17 protein-coding genes are annotated in these 23,177 nt (G+C 69.0%); 12 read left to right on the top strand and 5 right to left on the bottom strand.

The genetic code is table 11. The features are described 5' to 3' along the window. Positions 1-70: 70 nt before the first annotated feature. The 6 genes from G4D83_RS26995 (at position 71) to G4D83_RS26970 (ending at position 7,102) form a co-directional block, all read left to right on the top strand. Positions 71-808 carry a TetR/AcrR family transcriptional regulator gene (locus G4D83_RS26995; RefSeq protein ID WP_163867721.1) on the top strand — a complete coding sequence of 246 codons (738 nt, stop codon included), beginning with the start codon at positions 71-73 and terminating at the stop codon, positions 806-808. An 11-nt stretch (positions 809-819) separates the two neighbouring features. Further along, positions 820-1,815, top strand: coding sequence for a 3-oxoacyl-ACP synthase III family protein (locus G4D83_RS26990; protein WP_163867720.1), 996 nt, complete (start codon positions 820-822; stop codon positions 1,813-1,815). 15 nt (positions 1,816-1,830) lie between these two features. After that, a complete protein-coding gene (locus tag G4D83_RS26985; RefSeq protein ID WP_163867719.1) occupies positions 1,831-3,384 on the top strand; it encodes an acyl-CoA synthetase in 1,554 nt (517 codons plus the stop codon). Positions 3,385-3,475: 91 nt separating this feature from the next. Then, positions 3,476-4,081 (top strand): hypothetical protein, encoded by a 606-nt coding sequence (locus tag G4D83_RS26980; protein ID WP_163867718.1) that lies wholly within the window; start codon positions 3,476-3,478, stop codon positions 4,079-4,081. A 178-nt stretch (positions 4,082-4,259) separates the two neighbouring features. Continuing rightward, a complete protein-coding gene (locus G4D83_RS26975) occupies positions 4,260-5,918 on the top strand; it encodes a LolA-like protein (RefSeq protein WP_163867717.1) in 1,659 nt (552 codons plus the stop codon). A 2-nt stretch (positions 5,919-5,920) separates the two neighbouring features. Continuing rightward, positions 5,921-7,102: an alpha/beta fold hydrolase gene (locus G4D83_RS26970; RefSeq protein WP_163867716.1), complete on the top strand. Its 1,182-nt coding sequence runs from the start codon at positions 5,921-5,923 to the stop codon at positions 7,100-7,102. A gap of 255 nt (positions 7,103-7,357) precedes the next feature. Here the strand turns inward: G4D83_RS26970 and G4D83_RS26965 are convergent, their stop codons facing one another. Further along, positions 7,358-8,380: a lipase family protein gene (locus tag G4D83_RS26965; RefSeq protein ID WP_163867715.1), complete on the bottom strand. Its 1,023-nt coding sequence runs from the start codon at positions 8,378-8,380 to the stop codon at positions 7,358-7,360. Positions 8,381-8,532: 152 nt separating this feature from the next. Here G4D83_RS26965 and G4D83_RS26960 point away from each other — a divergent pair, with 152 nt between their 5' ends. Then, positions 8,533-9,570 carry a synaptic vesicle VAT-1 family membrane protein gene (locus G4D83_RS26960; RefSeq protein WP_163867714.1) on the top strand — a complete coding sequence of 346 codons (1,038 nt, stop codon included), beginning with the start codon at positions 8,533-8,535 and terminating at the stop codon, positions 9,568-9,570. A 28-nt stretch (positions 9,571-9,598) separates the two neighbouring features. Here the strand turns inward: G4D83_RS26960 and G4D83_RS26955 are convergent, their stop codons facing one another. Continuing rightward, positions 9,599-11,023: a hypothetical protein gene (locus G4D83_RS26955; RefSeq protein ID WP_163867713.1), complete on the bottom strand. Its 1,425-nt coding sequence runs from the start codon at positions 11,021-11,023 to the stop codon at positions 9,599-9,601. A gap of 10 nt (positions 11,024-11,033) precedes the next feature. Continuing rightward, entirely contained in the window at positions 11,034-12,692 is a 1,659-nt protein-coding gene (locus G4D83_RS26950) for a hypothetical protein (RefSeq protein WP_163867712.1), read from the bottom strand. Between the two features lie 258 nt (positions 12,693-12,950). Here G4D83_RS26950 and G4D83_RS26945 point away from each other — a divergent pair, with 258 nt between their 5' ends. The 5 genes from G4D83_RS26945 to G4D83_RS26925 all read left to right on the top strand — a co-directional run bounded on the left by G4D83_RS26945 (position 12,951) and on the right by G4D83_RS26925 (position 20,324). Further along, the gene (locus G4D83_RS26945; protein ID WP_163867711.1) at positions 12,951-14,528 is read left to right on the top strand and encodes an LVIVD repeat-containing protein; all 1,578 of its coding nucleotides are present in this window, start codon (positions 12,951-12,953) and stop codon (positions 14,526-14,528) included. A gap of 65 nt (positions 14,529-14,593) precedes the next feature. Next, positions 14,594-16,117, top strand: a complete 1,524-nt coding sequence (locus G4D83_RS26940) for an acyl-CoA synthetase (protein ID WP_163867710.1) — start codon at positions 14,594-14,596, stop codon at positions 16,115-16,117. Between the two features lie 236 nt (positions 16,118-16,353). After that, positions 16,354-17,880, top strand: coding sequence for a S1 family peptidase (locus G4D83_RS26935; protein WP_163867709.1), 1,527 nt, complete (start codon positions 16,354-16,356; stop codon positions 17,878-17,880). Between the two features lie 288 nt (positions 17,881-18,168). Then, positions 18,169-18,897, top strand: a complete 729-nt coding sequence (locus G4D83_RS26930; protein WP_163867708.1) for a response regulator transcription factor — start codon at positions 18,169-18,171, stop codon at positions 18,895-18,897. Continuing rightward, entirely contained in the window at positions 18,894-20,324 is a 1,431-nt protein-coding gene (locus G4D83_RS26925; RefSeq protein ID WP_163867707.1) for a sensor histidine kinase, read from the top strand. The genes G4D83_RS26930 and G4D83_RS26925 overlap by 4 nt, the downstream gene beginning before the upstream one ends. Here the strand turns inward: G4D83_RS26925 and G4D83_RS26920 are convergent. Next, the gene (locus G4D83_RS26920) at positions 20,309-20,911 is read right to left on the bottom strand and encodes a DUF2378 family protein (RefSeq protein ID WP_163867706.1); all 603 of its coding nucleotides are present in this window, start codon (positions 20,909-20,911) and stop codon (positions 20,309-20,311) included. The two genes, G4D83_RS26925 and G4D83_RS26920, sit on opposite strands and share 16 nt — an antisense overlap. 103 nt (positions 20,912-21,014) lie before the next feature. Further along, positions 21,015-22,655: a methyl-accepting chemotaxis protein gene (locus G4D83_RS26915; protein ID WP_163867705.1), complete on the bottom strand. Its 1,641-nt coding sequence runs from the start codon at positions 22,653-22,655 to the stop codon at positions 21,015-21,017. Positions 22,656-23,177 lie beyond the last annotated feature (522 nt).

The raw sequence follows: 23,177 nt of genomic DNA, 5'->3' as shown, positions 1-23,177 counted from the left end.
TCCATGACGCGCGGAGCCATGCTCCGTGCTTTGACAACCCCGTCGAGCGGGTGCTACCGCTAGGTGAAACATGAATCGGCCTTCAACTTCTCCAGACCGCTCCGGACCCGTCACGCCGCGAGGACAGCGGACGCGTGCGAAGCTGCTGAAGGCCGCCGAGTCGGTCTTCGGAGAGAAGGGCTACGAGCGCGCCTCCATCGCGGACATCACCCGCAAGGGCGGCGTGGCGCTCGGCACGTTCTACGTCTACTTCCCGGACAAGCAGTCCATCTTCGTCGAAGTCGTCGACGACCTGGGCACCCGCCTGCGCCGCCTCATCGGTGACTCCACCGCCGCGTGCGAAAGCCGCATGGACGTGGAGCGCGAGGGCCTGCGCACCTTCTTCCAGTTCGTCCGCCAGCACCCCAACCTCTACCGCGTCGTGCGCCAGGCCGAGTTCGTCGACGCCGACTGCTACCGCCGCTACTACGACCGCTTCGCCAAGGGCTACGTCAACGGCCTGTCCATCGCCATGGACGCGGGCGAGGTCCGGCGCATGGACCCGGAGGCGCTCGCCTACTGCCTGATGGGCATCGCCGACTTCCTCGGCATGCGCTGGGTGCTCTGGGAGGAGGACCCGGGCCTGGAGCGCGTGCTCGACACCGCCATGGGCCTCATCCGCCACGGCATGGACTCCCGCTCGGCTGCTCCCGCGCGCAACAGCGTCAAGCCCACTGCCTCCAAGGCGAGCCCCACGAAGGCCGCCTCCGCCAAGAAGAAGAACACCCTGCGTCCCGCGCGCCGCCCGGCGCGCAGCGCCCGGAGCTGAGAAGACCGCACATGCGATACGCGCAGATCCTCGCCACTGGCCGTTACGTCCCCGAGAAGGTCCTCACCAACGCGGACGTCGAGAAGATTCTCGGTGAGCCGGTGGACGAGTGGCTCCAACAGAACGTGGGCATCAAGGAACGCCACGTCATGGCCGACACGGAGGCCACCAGCGACCTCTGCGTCGCCGCCGCCCGCCAGGCCCTGGAGCGCTCCGGGACGAAGCCCGAGGAGCTGGACCTCATCATCGTCGCCACCGACACGCCCGACTACCTGAGCCCCGCCACCTCCTCCGTGGTGCAGGCCAAGCTGGGCGCCTCCAACGCCGGCACCTATGACCTCAACTGCGCCTGCGCGGGTTGGGTGACGGCGCTGGACGTGGGCTCGAAGACGATTGCGGCCGATGACGGCTACCACCGCATCCTCGTGGTCGGCGCGTACGGCATGACGCGCTACGTGAACTGGAAGGACAAGAAGACCTGCACCCTGTTCGCGGACGGCGCGGGCGCGGTGGTGCTCGGCGCGGGCGACAAGCCCGGCTTCATGGGCGCTCGGCTGCTGGCCAATGGCGAGTACCACGACGCGCTCGGCATCTACACCGGCGGCACCCACCGTCCCGCCACCGCGGAGACGCTGCCCCTCACCGGGGGCAAGCCCGCCGTCCAGTTCGTCCGCAAGTTCCCCGCGACCTTCAACACCGAGCGCTGGCCCATGCTGTTGGACCAGCTCCTCAAGAAGCAGTCGCAGACGCTGGACGACGTGAAGCTCTTCGTCTTCACCCAGCTCAACCTGCGCACCATCGAGGCCACCATGAAGGTGCTCGGCCAGCCGATGGCCAAGGCGCACTACACCATGGACAAGTGGGGTTACACCGGCTCGGCTTGCATCCCGATGACGCTCGATGACGCCGTCGTCCAGGGCAAGGTGCGCCGGGGCGACCTCGTGGCCTTCTGTGCCAGCGGCGGCGGTCTCGCCATGGCCTCCGCCCTCTACCGCTGGACGGCCTGATTCGTGGAGGCGCGCATGTTCATCGGCGACTGGATGGGGCGGGGCGCCCTGTACTGGCCCGAGCACGTCGCGGTGGTGGACACGGCCAAGGGTGACGCCGGCCGCTTCACCTACCGTGCCCTGAACACGCGCGCCGAGGCGCTCGGCGGCTGGCTGCGCGACGTGGCCGGCGTGAAGCGCGGCGACCGCGTGGGCATCGTCGCCCACAACGGCGTCGAGTACCTGGATGCGCTCTACGCCTGCGGCAAGCTGGGCGCCATCTTCGTCCCCTACAACTGGCGCCTGCACGCCACCGAGCTGACGGACCTCGTGCGCGCCATCCGCCCGCGCGTGCTCCTCTTCGGCGACGACTTCCGTGACGCCGTGGCCCAGGTGCGCGAGAGCATCGGCGACTCGCTCGGCCTGGTGTCCCTGGAGTCGCAGGGGCTGCCCGGCGCCGCTGTGTACACGGAGGTCCTGGCGCACCGCTCCGCCGAGCCCGTGAAGAACGACGCGGTGTCCGAGGAGGACACGCTGTGCCTGCTCTTCACCGGCGGGACGACGGGCCGTTCGAAAGGCGCGTGCATCAGCTACCGCATGGTGGCGTGGAACACGCTCAACACGCTGGTGCACGAGCTGCGCCCCGGCGACGTCACGGTGACGCACACGCCCATGTTCCACACGGGCGGACTGCTCGTGTACTCGGTGCCGCTGCTCACCGCGGGTGGCACCATCGTCATCATGCGCCGGTGGGACCCGGAGGAGCTGCTCGCGCTCATCCCTCGCGAGAAGGTGTCGCTCTTCTTCGCGGTGCCCACGCAGTACCAGCAGTTGCTCGACTCGCCGCGCTTCGCGACGACGGACTTCTCCACCGTGCGCTTCATGACCAGCGGTGGCGCGGCGCTGCCGGTGCCGCTGATTCAAGCGTGGCAGGCCGTGCACGCGGTGCCCTTCAAGCAGGGCTTCGGCATGACGGAGTTCGGCCCGGGAATCTTCAGCATGGGGCCCGAGTTCGCGGTGTCGAAGGCGGGCTCCATCGGCCGCCCCAACTACTTCATCGCGGCGAAGCTGGTGGACGACGACGGCCGCGAGGTGCCGACGGGCGACGTGGGTGAGCTGCTCCTCAAGGGGCCCTCCATGTGCTCGGGCTACTTCGAGGACGAGGCCGCCACGCGCGAGGCCATCGACGCGGATGGCTGGTTCCACACCGGAGATTTGGCGCGCAAGGACGCGGACGGCTTCTTCACCATCTCCGGCCGCAAGAAGGACATGTTCATCTCCGGCGGAGAGAACGTGTACCCGCTGGAGTTGGAGTCGGTCCTCTATGAGCACGCGGCCGTGCAGCAGTGCTCGGTCATCGGCGTGCCGGACGCGAAGTGGGGCGAGGTGGGCCGGGCCTTCGTGGTGCTCAAGCCCGGGGAGGCGTGCTCCGCGGAGGCGCTGCTGGAGCACCTGCGCGGGAGGCTCGCGCGCTTCAAGGTGCCCAAGCGGGTGGAGCTGGTGGAGCGCCTGCCCATCTCCGCGGCGGGAAAGATTCTCAAGCGCGAGCTGCGCGAAGCGGCCATCGCCGCCGAGGCGGAGGGGCGATGACCCCCTCCGTGTCCGACGCGCCGCGCTGATACATTTTTATCGGCTGTCGTCACATCCCGGCGGTGACGCCGGAGAGAAGAGGAGCACTCACATGAAGAAGAAGCTGCTGTCCGCGGTCATGGTTTGCGCGCTGGGCCTCGTAGGCTGCGGAGATGATGGCGACGACGACAAGGATCCGCCCGTCGAGGCGCCCAAGCTGAACAGCTCCGCCAACATCCTCGCGTTCCTCGAGGGCAAGTCGATGCTGATGACGGGGGCCAACATCCCCAGCCACCCCAATGGCTTCAGCGAAGATGTCGACTTTGGCGCGTCGTCCCAGTGTTACAAGAGCGTCACCATGTCGGTGGCCGGTGGCAACTTCAAGGTCGACAGCATCCCGGGCACCATCACCGATGGCGTCTGCAACCATGAAGCGGCGAAGAACCCGCTCTCCTTCACGTCCAACACCGTCCTCATCGAGAACGTGGCGTCCGACGGAAGCTGCTTCGACGTGACGTTCACCTTCCCGGGCGGTCTGGTGCAGGAAGGCCGTGGTGGCTTCACCGCGGACCAGAAGACGCTCAAGCTGGAGATCTTCTTCAAGAACCAGTCGACGGGCAGCCGCTGCGCCAACGGCGCGGTGGGCACGTCCAGCTCCGTGACGCTCAACGGCCAGCCCTTCACGGGCAACGCCGTGCAGACGTACGCCATCCAGTAGGCCCGTCACACCTCGTGCCGGAGAGAGGGCGCGCTCCCGCCCTCTCTTCCGGACGAAGGACTGGACGCGGGCGCTCGCCGCCCCGTCCCAGGAGCACGGCCGTACGCAGCGCCAGCGACAGTGGTGACATCCGAGCCCGGTGCACCGGGAGTGCCCCGTGCGCGGGGCCGAGGTGGATATGACGGGAAGTGGGTTTGAAGCACGCGAGACGCTGCGGCGAGGCGCGAGGATGCTCGCGGCGCTGGGGCTCGTGGGACTGGCGACGCCAGCCGCCGCGCAGAGCACCCCGGTGCCAGGGCTGTACGCCGAGTGGATGGAGGCGAAGGACCGCGAGGAGGACGCCGAGCCTCGTGAATTCACCCTCATCAACTACTTCTTCACCCGCGTCTCCATGACGAACCAGGTCGGTGACCCGGCGGGCCTGCGCGGCGTGTCGCTGGGTCCCATCGGCTCGCCGGTGGGCAGCGCGGTGAGCACGGAGTCGGGCCGCTCGGCGTACTTCATCGAGCAGCGCTGGATTCCCGTCATCGAGTACAGCCCCTTCTTCGTCGACGGGCTGGCGTCCTTCCGCGCGCAGTTCGAGGTGGACTTCCTCTGGGGCCGCTCGGCCAACACCATTGGCCAGAACGAGGGCGGCGGCTTCAACGCCGACCAGGTCAACATCCAGACGAAGAACGTCAACGTCGCCATCTACCCGACGCGCAATCCCAGCCAGCTCACGCTGCTCGTGGGCACGCAGCCCGTCTACGACAGCGCCTATGACCCGACGCGCACGCCGCTGTCGGACCTCACGCGCACGGGCTACAAGCTGGCCTTCCTCGGCAGCGACGCGACGGGCCTCTCCATCTTCAGCAGCTACAAGGGCAGCGCGCGCCTGAGCCTGATGCCGCTGGGCACCGCGCAGGCGGACCGCGCCACGAAGAACGACCCGCGCCTGAAGTACATCTGGCTGGCGATGGCGGACTACGTCTACCCGGTGCGCCCCAACACCAACGTGGGCGCGTCGTTCTGGGTCCTGAACGACGACACCAAGGGTGACGCGTACGCCTTCGAGGGCCTGGTGAAGAGCGGCCCGTCGTCCTCGGGCCTGCCCGGCTTCACCGGCACGGCGCGCTTCAACATCAACCGTCCCACCGGCACCGTGTTCTGGGCGGGTGCGCACTTCAATCACAACATCGACTTCCGCAACGGGCGGCTCGGGGCCTCCGGCTTCGTCATGTACAACGGCGGCAAGTACACGAGCGACGACCCGGAGAACTCGGTGCTCGACGAGCTGAACATCTCCGGTGTGTCCGCCAACCTGGAGGTCCTGTACCAGTGGGGCCGCGGCCCCGGCGACGTCATCACCGTGGAGGGCATGTTCACCTCCGGTGACAGCAACCTGGAGGACGACAAGTACACGGGCGCCTTCACGCTGAACCAGTACGGCCTGCCGGGCGCGGTGTGGTTCAACCACAAGATGCTCATCCTGTTCCCTTTCACCAGCACGGTGAACAACTACACGGGCGCGGTGACGGACATCTCCAACCAGGGTTACGGCCTGCGCGCGGGCATTGCCTCGGCGGCGTGGGACATCATCCCCAACAAGCTCAACCTCAAGGTGGCCACGGGCCTGGCCAACGCGGGCTCGGACCCGGCGCGCTGGGTGGCCGACGTGCGGCGCGGCCGGTTCATCGGCGCGGAGGTCAACGCGGAGCTGCGCTACCACATCCGGTATCTCATGACCGTGGGTCTCCACGGCGGCTACCTCTTCCGCGGCAGCTTCTACGACGGTGCGACCACCGTGCAGAGCGACCCGTGGGCGGCCTTCACCACCTTCACCTGGTACGCGTTCTGACCATGAGCTCCTCCCGCGCTTTCACCGCGTTGCTCCTCGCGGCGGGGCTGTCCTCCGCCGGTTGCGTGCGCTCGTATGCTGGCGAGTCCGCGCTGTCCTTCCAGGACCTCGACTACTCCACCGAGGGCACCAGGCAGCCCTGGCCCGTGCACCGCGTCTCGCTGCCGGACGTCACCGCCCGCTACAAGCTGGTCACCGAGCTCCACGTCTCCTACGTGGACCTGCCGGCGTCGTCGCCGGACGCGCGGACGGTGGTCTTCGTGCATGGGCTCGGCTCGTATCTGAAGTTCTGGCGGGCCCAGTTGGATGTGTTCCATGCGCAGGGTTACCGCGTCATCGCGGTGGACCTGCCCGGCTACGGGAAGTCCGACAAGCCGGCGACGTTCCCGTACACCATGGAGGCGATGGCCGACGTGGTGCACGAGCTGACGCGGGCGCTGGGCGTGGACAAGCCCATCCTCGCGGGTCACTCGATGGGCGGGCAGACGTCGCTGTCGTACGCCATCCGGTATCCGGAGGCGCTCAGCGCGCTGGTGCTGGTGTCTCCGGCCGGGTTCGAGAAGTTCACCTGGAAGGAGAAGGCGTGGTTCGCGCGGGTGATGAGCTCGGAGTTCATCAAGTACGCGCCCGAGGCGAACATCTGGGGCAGCGTGCGCCAGGGCAACTTCATGCACTGGAGGCCGCAGCTCGACTGGTTGGTCGAGGAGCGCGTGCGGCTGGCGAAGTCGCCCGAGTTCGACTCGTACGCCTATGCCAACGTCCGCACGGTGCGGGGGCTGGCGCACAACGACTTCGTGCGCGAGAACATCCAGCACATCACGGTGCCCACGCTCATCGTCTACGGCACGGATGACCGGCTGATTCCCAACCCGTTCCTCCACGGCGGCGAGGCGCGCGACATCATGGAGTACGGCGCATCCCGCATCCCCGGTGCCGCGCTGGAGGCGATGAAGGGCTGTGGCCACACGGTGCAGCTCGACTGCCCCGCGCCGTTCAACGAGACGGTGCTCGCGTTCCTGAAGGACCCGGCGGCGGCGAAGCCCTTCGTCGCGAAGGAGGCTCCGAAGGACAAGGCGCCCAAGCCGGGTGAGCCCGCGCCGGTGCCGGGTGCGCCGGAGACACTGCCGTCGCCCACTCCCGCGCAGAACGACGCGCCGGCTCCGTCGGACGGCCCGAGGCCGTGAGTGCTGGTGCCGCCGCGTCCCCGGTGGGATGTGGCGGCACGAGTGCGTCCAGCCCGTGACGCGAGGACGGCCGCATCCACTCCCCCACGGCGTGGATGGGCCGTCGTCCGGTGCCTCCCGTGAAGAAGGTGCCGGAAGCTCGCTGTCACGGTGCTGTGGAAGGACGAGGTGCTTCCCGCCCTTCGTGAATCGAACCGTCCTGAGACTCCCGGCTGCGCCTGGACTTCGGCGTGCCGGGAGCCCGGTGCGCGTGCCTTACGGAATGGTGTGGTTGCGCACCATGCTGTACTGCACCGCCGCCGTCAGGTCCTTCGAGTTGAAGTGCCCGTAGGGATAGGCCGAGTAGACCTTCTCGCCATTCTGACCGGGGATGCGGGAGGTGTACTCGCCGTACACGATGCCGCCGTAACCGACGATTTCATCGGCCGTCGAGTAGATGCTGTAGCGGTAGGCGCCCTCGTAGCCGCTCGAGGAGCGGAGGTTGTCCAGGTACGCGGAGCGCCCCATCACCAGGCCGAAGTAGAGGTAGCCCGGATACAGGCCGTTGGTGGAGCCGCACGTCGGAGTCGACGGGCCCGTCTGGTAGCAGGACGTGAGGCCCAGGTTCGCGCCGGCGATGCCGACGAAGGTGTCCACCGAGCTGGTGAGCGCCGAGCCGACGTTGTACGAGCCGCCGTTGGCCGAGTCGTTCGCCGTGCCGCCGAGGATGGCCTTGCGCGCGAGCGTCACGCCCATGGAGTGGGTGACGATGTCCACCTTCGTCGCGCCGGTGTACGCCTTCACCGCCTCGATGAACTTGCGCACCTTCATGACGTTCGTCTTCGAGTGGTACTGCACCGCGGTCTGCATGATGTCCGCGGGGCCCCACGTCGTCGCGTACAGCTCGCTCGGCTTGTATCCATTGGCGAGGAAGTACTCGATGGATGCATTCCAACCCGACTGGCCCGCGGTGCCAGTGCCCACGGCCTTGTCGGAGTTGCCGTGGATGAAGATGACGGGCGTGTTCACCACGGTGTCGGTGGCGCTCGCCTTTCCGCCGAAGCTGCCTCCGACGAGGTCGGCGCGGGGGAAGTCGTAGCTGCTGTAGCCGTTGGAGGTGAGCCACTGGCGGAAGTGCGGAGTGAGGCCCGCGGTGGAGACAGCGGCGGCCTCATTCGTGCCGAGCTGCTCGGTGGCGGGGGCTTCGGGCGCGAGGGGCTCCTCTTGCTCAGGTCCGCAGCCAGTGAGGGCGCCGACGAGCAGGGGGGCCATGAGGAACAGCGAATGCCGCAATCGCATGGAGGACTCCTTCTGTTGTGGGGGATGCGCGCCCGGACCAATGAAAGTCATCGAGCGCGAGACACAGTGTAGAGACATCGCGCGCGCGAGTCGTCCGTCGTGTGGACGTGCACGCACGTTGTCGCGCTGCGTCGCGTGATACTCACGGGGACATGAGCGCACGCAAGGTCGTCATCCCGAAAGCCGGTGGGTACGAGCAACTCCGACTTGAAAACCTGAATCAGCTTTCACCTGGGCCCGGGGAGGTGGTGGTGGCCACCGAGGCCATCGGGGTGAACTATGCGGACTGCGTCATCCGCATGGGCCTGTACGCCTCCGCGAAGGAGTATGTGGGGTGGCCGATTACCCCCGGCTTCGAGTTCGCGGGCACGGTGCAGTCGGTGGGTGCGGGGGTGGAGGACCTGGCGCCTGGAGCACGGGTGTTCGGGGTGACGCGGTTCGGCGGGTACGCGACGCACGTGGCGGTGCCTCGGCATCAGGTGTTCGCGCTGCCGTCGAAGCTGACGATGGAGCAGGCGGCGGGATTTCCGGCGGTGTTCCTGACGGCGTACTACGCGCTGTTCGAGCTGGCGCATCCGAGGCCGGGGACGAACGTGCTGGTGCACTCGGCGGCGGGCGGGGTGGGCAGCGCGCTGTTGCAGTTGGGGCGCATCGCCGGGTGTCGGATGGTGGGTGTGGTGGGTGGGACGCACAAGGTGGCGGCGGCGCGCGCGTTGGGCGCGGACGTGGTCATCGACAAGAGCCGCGAGGACTTGTGGAAGGCGGCGGAGGCGGCGTCGCCGAAGGGCTACGAGGTGGTGCTGGACGCGAACGGGCCGTCGACACTACGCGACAGCTACCGGCACCTCGCGTCACCGGGGAAGCTGGTCATCTACGGGTTTCATTCGATGCTGCCGCGCACGGGCGGGCGGCCGAACTACGCCAAGCTTGCGTGGGATTGGATGCGGACGCCGCGCTTCGACCCGCTGACGCTGACGAACGACAACATGAGCGTGCTGGCCTTCAACCTGTCGTACCTGTTCGAGCAGCGCTTCGTGCTGGAGGACAGCATGGCGCGGCTGCTGGCCTGGGTGGAGGAGGGGAAGGTGGTGTCGCCGCAGGTGACGAAGTTCCCGTTGGACTCCGTCGCGGAGGCGCACAAGGCGCTGGAGTCCGGGACGACGGTGGGCAAGCTGGTGCTGGTGCCGTGAGCGCGGGTGGATGATTCCGCGCTTCACTTCAACGCAGGGCCTTCTCCAGCTCCTCGCGGCTGAAGTCCCTCGAGAGGTTGCTGGGGTCCCAGAACGCGGCCAGCTCCAGGATGGCCGGGAGAATCGCCTGGATGCGCTCCTTGAGTCTGGCGCGCACGTGGTCCTTGAACTGCTGGTTCTTCAATCGGGCCAGCTCGCGCACCTCTTCCGGGACGCGGTTGACCAGGTCGTCGAGGGGACGCAGGCCCTTGTCGAGCGCGCTGTCGACCTCGCTCTGGATGAGGCCCGGCAACGCCTTGAGCTTGCCGGCGGCGTCCTTGCGAGTGATTTCCTCGATGTGCTGGCGGAAGAGATAGGACTCCGCGAGCTGCTCGATGGTCTCGCTGCCCAGGGACTGCACGAAGATGCCTTTGAACTTGTCGCGGAACTTGCCGTCCAGCTCCTCGGTGAGCCGCCAGTCGGTGTCGATGGCCGAGCAGACCTTGTCCTTGAAGCTCGCGGCCTCGCTCTTCTGGGCCGAGCTGGGCACGCGTGAAGCCCAGTCGGAGAGATACCCCTTGGCCTGGTCGAGGATGACCTTGGCCTTCCCCAGGTCATTCTTGTCGCGGTACGTGTCGACCTCCGCCCGCGTCGAATTGAAGAGCAGCAGGACGCTGCCCTTCTCCGCCTGCACCAGGCTCTGGTAGGTCGCCACCAGGTTGCGGTAGTGGCCCTTCTGCACCTGGTAGATTTCGGAGCCCCCCTGCACCGCGTCCAGCAGGTCGCGGCTGATTTCGTCGGGGATGTCGACATCGAAAATCGAGGCGACGAGCTTGGCCACGTCCACGCCCTTGCCGGCCAGGAACTTGTCGTCGAGCTTGAGCGCCACGCCGAGCGACTTCGCGGTGGCGCGCGAGACGCCCTCGCTGGCGCGCTTGAGCACGCCCGGGGCGAGCTCGTCGATGATGGACTGCGCCATCCGTGAGACCTGCTGCACCACCTGACGCTGGTCGTTCTCGAAGACGACGTCCTTGGACAGCAGGAAGGTCCACTTGTCCCACAGCTCGCCGAGCATCTTGTTGAGCAGGTCCTGATGGACCAGCAGGTCGTCGTGGAGCTGGGGCGTCTGCACCTTGGCCAGCGAGTCGAAGAAGGCCATCTCGTGCTCCAGCGCCTGGTACCAGAAGAGCTGGAGCGCGGGCGTCAGCATGTTGTCCTTGGCGGCATCGCCAAAGGCGCGGCTGATGTCGGCCGTGGCCGTGGCACAGCGCTCCTGCCACTTGCGCTGAGTCCCCAGGTTGCCCGCGCTGGTGCGCTCACTGGCGTCGAGCATGGCGGTGAGGGCCTGGTCGGCCATGTTGCCCACTTTCACGATGGCGTCGCTCAGGGCGCGCTTCACCGGGTCGGCGGCGCCCTCGGAGGCGCGGGTCAGTCGTTCGTTGAGTTCCGAGACGCGGCTTGAGTACCAGCCCATGGAATGCTCCTTACAGGCTCTGCTCGCTGGTGATGCGCCAGGGGCCACCGTTGCGGCGTTGGACCGTCCATTTCCGCCGCACCTCGACCGAATTGAAGGTCCTCGTCTGGCCCTCGAAGAGGCCGACGTGGTCCACCTCCAGCTCGACCTCCTCGATGCGCGGCAGGCCCGGGGCCTCGTCGCCTTGGATGACGACCCGTGACTCGCTGCTCCAGCGCACCCGCGCGTCGAGCACCTTGTTGAGCAGGAGTTGCCGCGAGCGCACCCACTCGCTGTCGCGGCCGTTCCAGGTCCAGACCGGGTAGTAGATGGGCCGGTTGGAGTCGGGCACGGCGCGCCAGTCGGCGAAGAGGCCGTTCCACGTCTCCTGGTCGCCGCGCTTCACGGCCGAAATCATGGCGGTGATGACCTCGCGCGGGCCCGCGTCATCGGCCGGGGCCCCGGAGGTCTCCTGGCTGAGCGTCTCCTCTCCTGCGAAGCGCGGTCCGCCCTCGCTCGAATCGCTGGCATCGACGCAGACCACGCCGCCGACCAGCGCTGCGACGGGCTCCACCTCCAGGCCCGCGGCGGTGCGCCCGGAGCCCGCGAGCAGGCGCGGGTCAGGCAGGATGCGGCCGAGCAGGGCGATGTCGATTCGCACCGAGGGTGCCACGCGCCGCTGATAGCGCTGCATGGCGGTGAAGACCTTCTTCATGGCCGGGCTGTCGACGGGGCAGAAGACCCACGCGCCCGACTGGTTCCAGGCCAGGTAGCCCTTGCCCATGTCGACCAGCCACTCGCGCTGCGTCACCGTCGGCAGCGAGACCAGCTTGCCCGTCAATGCCGAGCGGTCGCCACGGAAGGGGTCGACGGTAGGGAAGGCGCTGAGGGTCTCTCCAGCACGGGCCGCCAGCAGGGCCTTCCAGGACGCAGCGGCCTGGAGGCCGATGGCCTTCACCTGCTCCTCGCCCCGGGTGCGGAACTCCAGCGCATCCGCCGGGAGCGTGACGAGGTCTCCTTCGAGACAGGCGCGCACCGTCTCCCAGTCCTCGCGCATCGCCGACGCGAAGGGGCCGGGGTGATGCTCGACGAGGGAGTCGACCCGGGCCTTGTGTCCGAGGTGGTTCGCGAGCTCAGCGCGCGTCCCCCGCGAGGTGCGCCAGGCGCCGAAGGTGCTGTCGAGCAGGCGCTCCCAGTCGAAGACGCGCTTCTCGAGCCACGACATCCAGGCTTCGTCGAAGCCATCGCGACCCATGCTCTCGGGTCCGCCCGGGCCGAGGATCCGCCGCGTCGTGTCGGCGATGCCCCAGGTGCGTTCGCGGAGCAGGGTGCCGCTGAACTCGTGCTCCTCCCAGCCTTCGCCGGGCTCGCGCCGGCGAGCGATTCGCACCTGGACCTTGTCACCCTCCTTGCGCCCCTGTTTGGCCCAGGTCTGGTCCTCGGCGTACTGGCCCAGAAGGAAGGGCACCGTGCGCTGCGCGGTGGTCTGGTCGGGTGGCTTGACGACGGGCTGACCGTCGATGGCGATGACCCGGTCGCCGACGCGCAGGCCCGAGCCGCGGAAGCCGCTGTCCCAGGCAATCCACGCCACGTGGAGGTGGGGCGTCAGGGCGTCGAAGCGCGCGTCGAGCTTGAGGCCGCTGCGCAGTCCGTCTTGGAGGTATTCCTTCTCGGCGCCGCGATTGTGCATGAAGAAGGTGTCCCCGCCGTGGCTCCCCGCCCCCTGCGGAGATGAGGGGTCGTTCTCTACCTCGCGGGCTTCAAGTGTTCAAGGCAGGGCAGCGTCCGGAGCCCCTGCTCCCGTGTCCCGGCCTTGATGTCTTGGATTGAACGCCGCCCTGTTTGCCACGATATGGATAGGGCCCCACTTCGTTCGCGATTATCCGGGCCGGCTGTCTTCCTTTGCTCGTGCCTCCAGGTCTCGCTGGCCCCATCCCCGGGGGCTGTCATGGTGAAGTGGACGTACGGTGTTGTCGCGACGTTGATGTGCGTGGGTTCGCTGGGGGCATGCAACAGCCGGGACTACGAGGTCGTGGAGGTCCCCGTGGACCTGTCACCGGGTGCGCCCATTCAGGACGCGGCCGACTGGGCTCCGGAGCCGCTCGCCGCCTGTTCGCTCCGCTCCACGGTTCTCACCGCCGAAGACTGTGAGTCCATGGATGCCTTCGACCTGTCCGGCTGCGACCTCGCGAGCCTGAACGGACTGGCGTCCGGAAGCTTCAATGTGCGCGTCCTCGAGGCAGCGACCGCCGCGCTCCCCGTGTCCCAGTACTTCACGAACCTGTACTTCTACTTCGAGCCCGACCCCGCCCATGGGGGACACCCCTATTTCCGGACGTCGACATTCACGCTCCCGGACGGGAGGCCCTCTATCCTCACGGAAGTGGGGTGCGCGGCGCAGGGCCCGGACCGGCTGACGGGCTGTGAGCTGCGCTGCACAGGGGCCGACGCCCCGCTGTTGAGCACGTTCGAGGGCGCCCGGGTTCGTCGTCGTCCGGGCGAGGCGGAGTCTTCCGGCGGGCTGACGTTGCTGGGCGAAGCGGCCATCGGTGAGCGCATGGGGATACCCGTGGATGTCTATGTCACCAAGGGCCATGCCTATGTCGTGTCCATCAACAGCATTGACAATGGCCCCGGTGGCCTCTCCGTCTTCGACCTGAAGGTCCGCACGGCACCCCGGCTGGTGAGGGCCGTCCAGATTCCTGGCAACGGTTACTGGAACGGCGTGTGGGCGAAGGACGACGCGCTCTATGTCGCCAGCGCCTCCCGGGGCGTGCTCGTGTTCGACATCACCGACCCCGCGAACCCGACCTTCGTCCGAGACCTGTCCGACGGCAACCGCGTCAACATCCACACCCTCTTCGTGTCGGGCAACCGGCTGTATTCCATGTCGGCCAGCGGCAGGGTGGGGACCACCATCCACGACGTGACGAACGCGCGGGAGCCGGTGCGCCTGGGCAGCTACAGCGACCCCAGCTTCACCGGGGCTGACATCTCCTACTCGCACGACGCCACCTCCCTGAACCACCTGCTCTTCGTCAGTCATTGGAACGCGGGCCTGCTCATCCTCGATGCGAAGGACCCGGCGAACGTGAAGAAGCTGGGCGCGTACAAGCCGCCGCACGCGACCAGCCACACCTCGCGCGTGGCGTACATGAACAACAACCTCATCGCCTTCGAGGGCGGGGAGAACTGGGGCGCCCACCTGCGCGTGCTCAACCTGAATGACCCGGAGAACCCCACGCTCATCGGCGAGTACAAGCTGTCGCCCGAGGTCTCCATCCACAACATGGAGCTCGTCGGCGGCCGGCTCTACCTGACCCACTACCAGTACGGCGTGCGGGTGCTGGACGTGACCAGACCCGCGCGGCCCCGGGAGATTGCTTACTTCAACACCTGGCAGGAGAAAGACTCGGACTTCGGCGGGTCCCCCTATGTCGGCGCCATCGGCATCCGTGTCCCGGGAGACGGCTACGTCTATGTCGTGGACACGGAGCGCGGTCTGCTCATCTTCCCGGAGGTGTGAACCGGGGAGCGTTCGGGTGACGAGCGCCGGGCACACTTCCCGGCGCTCGGCTAGCGTGCGGGGCCATGCCCATCGTCCATGACTGGCTGGCCCGCCGCGCGGCTCTGGACCCCGACCATCCCGCCCTCGTCGACTCCACCCGGGGCGGGCGCCGTCGCATCACCTATCGCGAGTGGAACGCCGCCGCCTCGCGCACCGCCGCGTACCTGCACCACGTGCTCGGCGTCCAGCGCGGGGACCGCGTCGCCGTGCTCGCGCACAACCGCGTGGAGACGCTGGACCTCCTCTTCGCCTGCGCCAAGCTGGGCGCCATCCTCCAGCCGCTCAACTGGCGCCTCAGTGCCTTGGAGCTCGTCGGCATCCTCGCGGACGCGGAGCCCTCCGTGCTCGTGTACGGCCCGGAGCTGCGGGCCCAGGTGGACACCGTGCGCGCCCGCGCCCCCTTCGTGCGCCACTGGCTGGGCCTCGGCGAGGCGGGCCCGGGTGAGCGCTCCTTCGTCGAGGAGCGCAATGCGGCTGCCCCCTCCGCGCTCCCCGCGCTGGAGCTGGAGGCCGATGCGCCGTGGATGCTCTGCTACACGGGCGGCAGCACCGGCGTCCCCAAGGCCGCGGTCCTCACCCACGGCTCCGTGACGGCCAACGCCGCCAACACCGTGGTGAGCTGGGGCCTGACGTCCGAAGACGTGGCCGTGCTCAACGCGCCGCTGTTCCACACCGGCGGCCTCAACGTCTTCACGCTGCCCCTGGTGTACGTGGGCGGCGCCTCCGTGGTGTGCAAGGGCTTCGACGTGGAGCAGGTGTTCGAGCTCATCCACCAGCGCGAGGTGAGCCTCGTCTTCGGCGTGCCCACCATGTTCATCGAGATGCAGCGCCACGTGCGCTTCGAGTCGGTGGACTTCTCGCGGCTCAAGCTGCTCGTCAGCGGTGGCGCGCCGTGTCCGCTGTCCGTGTTCGAGCGGTTCTTCACCCGGGGCGTCGCCTTCAAGACGGGCTACGGCCTCACCGAGGCGGGCCCCAACAACTTCTGGCTCCCTCCGGCGGACGTGCGTCGCAAGCCGGGCTTCGTCGGCGTGCCGCTCTTCCACGTGGAAGCGCGCATCGAAGGCGAGCGACAGCCAGGGGACGTGGGCGAATTGCTCCTGCGCGGTCCCCACGTGTGCGCCGGCTACTGGCGCCGGCCCGAGGAGACGGCGCGCACCTTCGCCGACGGCTGGCTGCGCACCGGAGACCTGGCCCTGCGTGACGACGACGGCTGCTTCCGCATCGTCGGCCGAGGCAAGGACCTCATCATCTCCGGGGGAGAGAACATCTACCCCTCCGAGGTGGAGAGCGTCCTCTCCGGCCACCCCGACGTCGCGGAGGTCGCCGTCATCGGCGTGCCCGACGCGAAGTGGGGAGAGACACCGCGCGCGCTCGTCGTCCTCCGCGCGGGGACCTCTCCCACCGCCGAGGTCCTCCTGGCCTTCTGCGATGGCCGCCTGGCCCGCTACAAGACGCCTCGCTCCGTGCGCTTCGTGGAGGCCTTGCCGCGCACCTCCGCGGGCAAGGTGGACCGACGCGCCCTGGCCGAGACGCACGGTTCAGCCTGAACACGGCCCGCGAGAGACGCGGCTTCATCCATTAACTGGAGAAACGTCCGCCCAGCGGAAATGACGCCGCGCGTCCACGGCGTCATGGACTTTATTGTTCGTCCGATAGAAGTGTCGTGATTTTCTAGAAATACTTGAATTGTTTGACTTGGCTCCTGAATCTCGCTTCCGTGGCCTCCGCGGACCGGCCCGTTCGCCGGTGCGCGTTCCCCGTGTCGAGTCGAAAGGAAGCCCCCATGAACCGAAGACTCCAGGCGCTCTCCACCGCGACGGCGCTGTTCGCCGGTGCCGCGTTGTTCCCCCTGTCCGCGCTGGCGGCCGATGAGGCCTCGCTCGCGCAGGACGTGTCTCCGGAGGTGCTGCAGGCGATGCAGCGGGACCTGGGCCTGACGGCCACGCAGGCCCGCCAGCGGCTCGTCACGGAGGCGCTCGCGGCGCGCACGGAAGCCTCGCTGCGCGGAGAGCTGGGCGGGACGTTCGGTGGCGCGTGGCTGAGCGAGGAGGGAGACCGGCTCATCGTCGGTGTCACCACCGCCGCCGGTGCCGAGGCCGCGCGTCGGGCGGGCGCCGAGCCGCGCTGGGTGACGCGCACGGAGCGCGAGCTGGACGCGCTGAAGGCGGCGCTGGACAAGGGCGCGGACGTGGCCAGCAAGGACATCCATGGCTGGTACGTGGACGTCATCACCAACAGCGTGGTGGTGCTCGCCAAGGACGCGGCGGTGGTGAACGCCGAGCGCTTCATCGCGGAGAGCGGCGCGGCGGACCGCGCGGTGCGCGTGGAGGTCTCCTCCGAGCAGCCGCGTCCCATGTATGACCTGCGCGGTGGCGACGCCTATTACATCAACGGCAACGTGCGCTGTTCCATCGGCTTCTCCGTGGCGGGAGGCTTCGTCACCGCGGGCCACTGCGGCGGGGTGAACTCCAGCACCGCGGGCTTCAACGGCGCGGCGCAGGGCACCGTGCGCGGCTCGTCCTTCCCGGACAACGACTACGGCTGGGTCCAGGTCAACGGCTCGTGGGCGTCGCAGCCGTGGGTCTACAACTACGCGGGCGGCAACGTCATCGTCTCCGGTTCCGCCGAGGCGGGCATCAACGCGTCCGTGTGTCGCTCCGGCTCCACCACCGGCTGGCGCTGTGGCGTCATCGAGGCGAAGAACGTCACCGTCAACTACAACGTCGGCCCCGTGTATGGCCTCACGCGCAGCAACGCGTGCGCGGAGGGTGGCGACTCGGGCGGCTCGTGGATTTCGGGCAACCAGGCGCAGGGCGTGACGTCCGGCGGCGTGGGCAACTGCTCCACCGGCGGCACCATGTACTACCAGCCGGTGAACGAGATTCTCTCCGTCTACGGCCTTTCGCTCACCACCAACGGCGGCGGCGGAGGGGGACGCGCCATCGTCGGCCTCAACGGCCGCTGCATCGACGTGGACCACTCCAACACGGCCAACGGCACGCCCATCCAGCTCTGGGATTGCAACGGCAGCGCCGCGCAGAGCTGGACGTTCCACGGCGACGGCACGCTGCGCGCGTTCGGCAAGTGCATGGACGTCACCTGGGGCTCCACGGAGAACGGCGCCCTCATCCAGCTCCATGACTGCAATGGCAACGCGGCCCAGCGGTTCGTGCTCAGCGGGGCGGGGGACCTGGTCAACCCGCAGGCCAACAAGTGCATCGACGTGAAGGACTGGAACCCGAACAACGGCGCGCGGCTGCAAATCTGGGAGTGCGCGGGCACCGCGAACCAGAAGTGGACCCTGCGCTGAGCCAGGGCATCGGCCCCTGGAGGTGAAGGGCCGAAGGGGCTCCGCCCGGCTGTCCGGTGGCCGGGCGGGCCTTCCGCCTACACCCCGTAACAATCCGTCATCCCAGGGACGCATCCTGGACACATCCCGGTGCCACCCTCAGGGTGTGGCCCGGGAGCGTGAATGCCCTCGCTGGACCCGGCCGGAGCGTCCCGCGAGGCGCCAGACTCCTCCCTGCTTGCTCCCGGGCCACGGCTCCGCTGTTACTTTCCCACCTGGAAGGTCCGCGGAAGCAGGAGGAGCACGCGAATGGAGCAGCTCAATCGTCCCAGCCTGGAGGAAGGCACCATCCAGGTCCTGCTCGTCGAGGATGACGAGCGACTGGCCCGGCTCACCGCCCGCTACCTCCAGGAGCATGGGGTCGTCGTCACGCTGGCCCACTCCGGCACCGACGCGCTGGTGGAGTCCAACCGCCATGTCTTCGACGTCATCCTCCTGGACCTGATGCTCCCCGGGAGGGACGGGCTGGAGGTGTGCCGGGATTTGAGGGGGCGCACCGACGTGCCCATCATCATGGTCACCGCGCGCGGCGAGGAGGCAGACCGCGTGCTCGGCCTGGAGACGGGCGCGGACGACTACCTGCCCAAACCCTACTCGTCGCGCGAGCTGCTCGCCCGCATCCGCGCCCAGGTGCGCCGGGCCCGAGGCAAGGCGGGCCCCTCCTCGCAGCCGGTGCACGCGGGGCGACTGCTCATGGACCCGCGCAGCCTCCGCGCCACGCTGGATGGGCGGGCGCTGCAGCTCACCACGTACGAGTTCAGCCTGTTGCGCGTGCTGGCCGAGCGCGCCGGCCGCGTCCTCAGCCGGGAGCAGTTGCTGGATTTGGTGAAGGGCAGCGCGGACGAGGTGTTCGACCGCTCCGTGGACGTGCACATCTTCCGGCTCCGTCAGAAGCTGGAGGTGGACCCGCGCAACCCCCTCTTGCTGAAGACGGTGCGCGGCGCCGGCTACATGCTCGCCACGGGTGAGGAGTCGTGAGTCTTCGCCTGCAGCCTCCGGGCAGGCTGCTGCTGCGCATCTACCTGGTGGGCCTCGCCCAGCTCGTGCTGGTGGTCGCCACGCTCTACGTCGCCCGCTTCTTCATCCTGGAGAAGCCGCTGAAGCACGGCTTCACGCGCAATGCCGCGTACAACATCCGCGAGTGGGAGGAGCTGCTGGAAGACCCGGTGGCGCTCCAGGCGTCGTTGGACCGAGCCGCCAGGCTGCTCGAGGCGCGGGTGACGCTGAGAGACGCCTCCGGGCGGCTCATCGCCACCAACACCGCGTCACCCACCCCCGCGCTGGGGCCCGTGGAGCTGGAGCACCTGGCGGAGCGCGGTGAGCGCTTCTCGGGGGGGCCTCCTCCCCATTCGCTCACGCTGCCCATTCCCGAGGACGGGCCGGTGGAGGCCTACGCCACCATCATCACCCGTCCGCCCGAGCCGCCCCCGGGCAACACCGCGCTCGTGCTGGGCGCGGTCCTGCTGTGCACGGCCATCACCTCGCTGGCCTTCGCGCGCACCCTGGCCGAGCCGCTCCAGCGCCTGGCGGAGGTGGCGCGCGCGCTGGGCGAGGGGAAGCTGGACACCCGCACCGGCATCCGTCGGCGCGACGAGCTGGGACAGGTGGCGGAGGCCTTCGACGAAATGGCGGGACGAATCACGAATCTGCTGCGCTCGCAGAAGGAGCTTCTGGCCAACGTGTCGCACGAGCTGCGCACGCCGCTGGCGCGCATCCGCGTGGCGCTGGACCTGGCGGAGGAGGGTGACGCGGCCACCGCGCGGGAGATGTTGACGGACATCACCGGCGACCTGTCCGAGCTGGAGCGACTGGTGGATGACGTGCTCACCACCGCGAAGCTGGACCTGGCCTCGGAGGGCGCCACCACGGGGACTCCGCCGCTGCGGCCCGAGCAGGTGGAGATTCGCGGCCTCGTGGAGAAGGCGGCCTCGCGCTTCCGCTCCGCGCGTCCGGGGCGGGTGCTGGAGGTGAGCGTGGAGGGCGTCATGCCCACGCTGGAGGCGGACCCAATGTTGCTGCGGCGCGCGCTGGACAACCTGCTCGACAACGCGGGCAAGTACTCCGAGTCGGGGACGGCCGTGCGGCTGCGTGCCCTCTCTGGCACGCCGGGAGAGCTGTCGCTGGAGGTCGCCGACGAGGGCATCGGAATCGAACCGGAGGACCTGTCCCGCGTGGGCACGCCCTTCTTCCGCACGGACCGCAGTCGCGCGCGGCGCACCGGTGGCGTGGGCATGGGGCTCGCGCTGGCCCGGCGCATCGTCGACGCGCATGGCGGCACGCTGACGCTGGAGAGCCGGCCCGGCGTGGGCACCACGGCTCGCATCCTGTTGCCGGTGCCGCGCGCCGAGGCGCGCGTCGAGGGGGCTCCCCTCCAGCGCGTGGACCCTGACTACAGGCCGACGTGAAAGGTCGTCACGGCCCGCGTCTCATCGTGGTTCAGGAGCGTGACTCGGGCCGTGGGCGCGCCGCTGTGCTGGAACGCGAAGGTGAGCAGGCCGCGCATGAAGTGAGGCGGGTCCGAAAGCCGGCGGGGGTGGTCCACGAACTCCCGCACCGGATAGAGGCTCAGCTCCCAGCCGCCGTCATCGCCCCGGGGCGCCACCGACACGTCGAGGAAGTTGTTGATGGAGCGCAGGTTGCGCGCCATGCGCAAGAGCATCTTCTCCGGGCCCACCACCTGGGCGAAGTCCTGGAGCGCGGTGCCCATGCGCGCGTGGATGAACCGCTCCCCGAAGCGCAGGCCCAGCGCGTACTCCGCCGCCTCGCGGTCCGCGTGGGGCGGGCTTTCGGCCGCCGCCAGCAACTGGATGGCCTTGGGCCACACCGCGCAGGGATAGGCGGTGTACAGGGGGCGGTGCGCGAAGAGGCCCTGTCGCTCCAGCGCCTTCTCGGTGAACGGTGTCAGGGGCGCCGCCGTCGACAGCAGCGTCTCCAGCGCGTATCCGAACACCACGGGCTCGCGCCCGGGGGCCCGCGTCAATGCCAGCGCCATGTGTCTTGCCTCCGAATGGGGGACGGCGAGAAGCCGCGCCCCGTGTGGAGGTGGAGACTGCCCCGCGCCCCTGTCCCGGGCGTTGCGCGGGTGTGAAGAAAGGTTAACCCGGCCCTGATGTGGTGAAGCGGGCGGCCAGCTCCCGCAGCCGCGAGGCCCTGGCCCTCAAGTCGTCCACCGAGCGGGCGATGCGCTCCACCCCCGAGACTGACTCCGCCGAGCGCACCGAGAGCGCCTGGATGCGCCCGGCGATGGACTCGCCCGACGCGGACTGGCGCGCGTTCTGCTCCGCCATCGTCTCCACGCGCGCGCCCAGCTCCTTCACTCCGGACAACAACCGCGCCAGTGCCTCGCCCGCGGCCGAGGACAGGCCCATGCCCTCGTTCACCTTCGACGTGCCCCGGCGCATCAACTCCGCCGCCGCCGCGGTGTCCGCCTCGTTCTTCACCAGCAGCTCGCGCACCTGGCTCGTGGCCTCGTGCGTGCGCTCCGCCAGCTTGCGCACCTCGCCCGCGACGACGGAGAAGCCCTTGCCGTGTTGCCCCGCGCGCACGGCCTCAATCGCCGTGTTCACCGCCAGCATCCGCGTCTCGTCCGCCACCGCCTGGATGACCTGGAGCATCCGCGCCGTCGCCCGGCCGGACTCCTGGAGCTGCTCCACCGTGCGCGCCGAGCGCTCCACCACGTCGACAATCTCCCCCATCTTCCGGGACGCCTGGTCCACCGCCACGCCGCCTTCGCGCGCCACCTGCCCGTGGCCCACCGCCGCCACCGCCGCCACCCTCGCCGCCGCCGCGCCCCGGGAGACATGCAGGCTCATGTCCTGCACCGACTCGGCCGCGCGCTGGAGCGACTCCGACTGCTCCCGCGTCGTGCGCGACAGGCCGTCGGTGGAGACGCGGATCTGCTCGGCGTCCGCCGCCGTGGCACCTGCCGCCTCCACCAGCGCCTCCACCACCTCCCGCAGGCCCGTCACCATGCCGTTGAAGGCCTGGGTGAGCTGGCCCACCTCGTCCTCGGTGCGCACCTCCACCCGCACCGAAAGGTCCCCCCTCGCCACCCGGTGGGCCGCGGCCGAGAGCGCGCGCACCGGTCGCACCACCCGCCGCGACACGTACGCGCCCGAGAGCATCGCCAGCACCAGCGCGCCGCCCATCGCGAGGAGGATGCGCTGCCTCACCGCGGAGACCTCCCGGTCGATGTCCTCCACGTACACGCCCGTGCCCAGCACCCAGCCCCACGGCTCGAAGAGCTTCACGTAGCTCTCCTTCGGGATGGGCTCCGGCGAGCCCGGCCGCGTGGCCTCGTAGCCGATCGAGCCTTCGCCGTGCTGGCGCACCAGGGTGACGATGTCCACGAACACCGGCCGCCCGCGCACGTCGCGGTAGCCCTTCATGTCCTGGCCCACCCTCTTCGGCAGGTGCGGGTGCATGACCAGCCGCGTGTCCAAATCGTTCACCCAGAAGTACTCCACGCTGGAGTAGCGCAGCGACTGGAGCAGCGCGGCGGCCTGTCGCTGCGCCTCCTCCCGCGTCAGCACGCCCGAGCGCTCCTGGGCCTCGTACTCGCGAAGGATTCCGTAGGCCGTCTCCACCGCCTGCCGCAGCCCGCGCACCCGGTCCGCGTGGAGCTGCGCGCGAAGCTGCGGCAGCACGTAGCCGAGGATGGCGACGAGCAGCGGCAGGGCCACCACGCCCATCGCCACGCAGAGCTTCACCAGCAGGTTGCTCCGTCCGAGCGCCATCGCCGCCCAAGCCTAGTCCTCCCGCCCCCAGCGCGCGCGACTCCCAAGGTCGTCTGCCCCTCGAATGCCACCGGTTGTCCCAGGTCGTGCCCCCGCCTGCGTACCCCGCGTGCGGCAGGGCGGCCCCACGAGCGGACACGGGCCTCGTGAAGACACCCCCGCGCGCGCCCGCCGCGACAGGCCTTGGACACCCGGCGCGGCGCTAGGGACCGGCGACGTGATGAAGCGGCGGACAGCGGATACAACCTTGGGGGGAGGCCCTCGTCGCAGGACTCTCCGGCACCGTAGGAAAATCCCCGCCCAACGTCACAGGTTGTCCGCTTGGAGGGCCTCTTCCCCTGATTTCGGGGGGCCGGGTTGTGCCTGGAAGACGGGTCTTCCGTCGAGGAAAAGGGGCGGGTGCGGAGGCACTCGGGACCCCGAAAGTCTCCCTCTGGGACGGTAACCCGCTGGGTGAACAACCTGAGGCTGACCCGACAAGTTCTGTCTGTCTGCCTCTATACGTCCTATGCCAGCGGCCAA

The sequence above is a fragment of the Myxococcus eversor genome (assembly GCF_010894455.1).
Lineage (GTDB): Bacteria > Myxococcota > Myxococcia > Myxococcales > Myxococcaceae > Myxococcus > Myxococcus eversor.
Note: the sequence above shows the minus strand (reverse complement) of the source record. Positions and strands in the feature narration are given on the sequence as shown.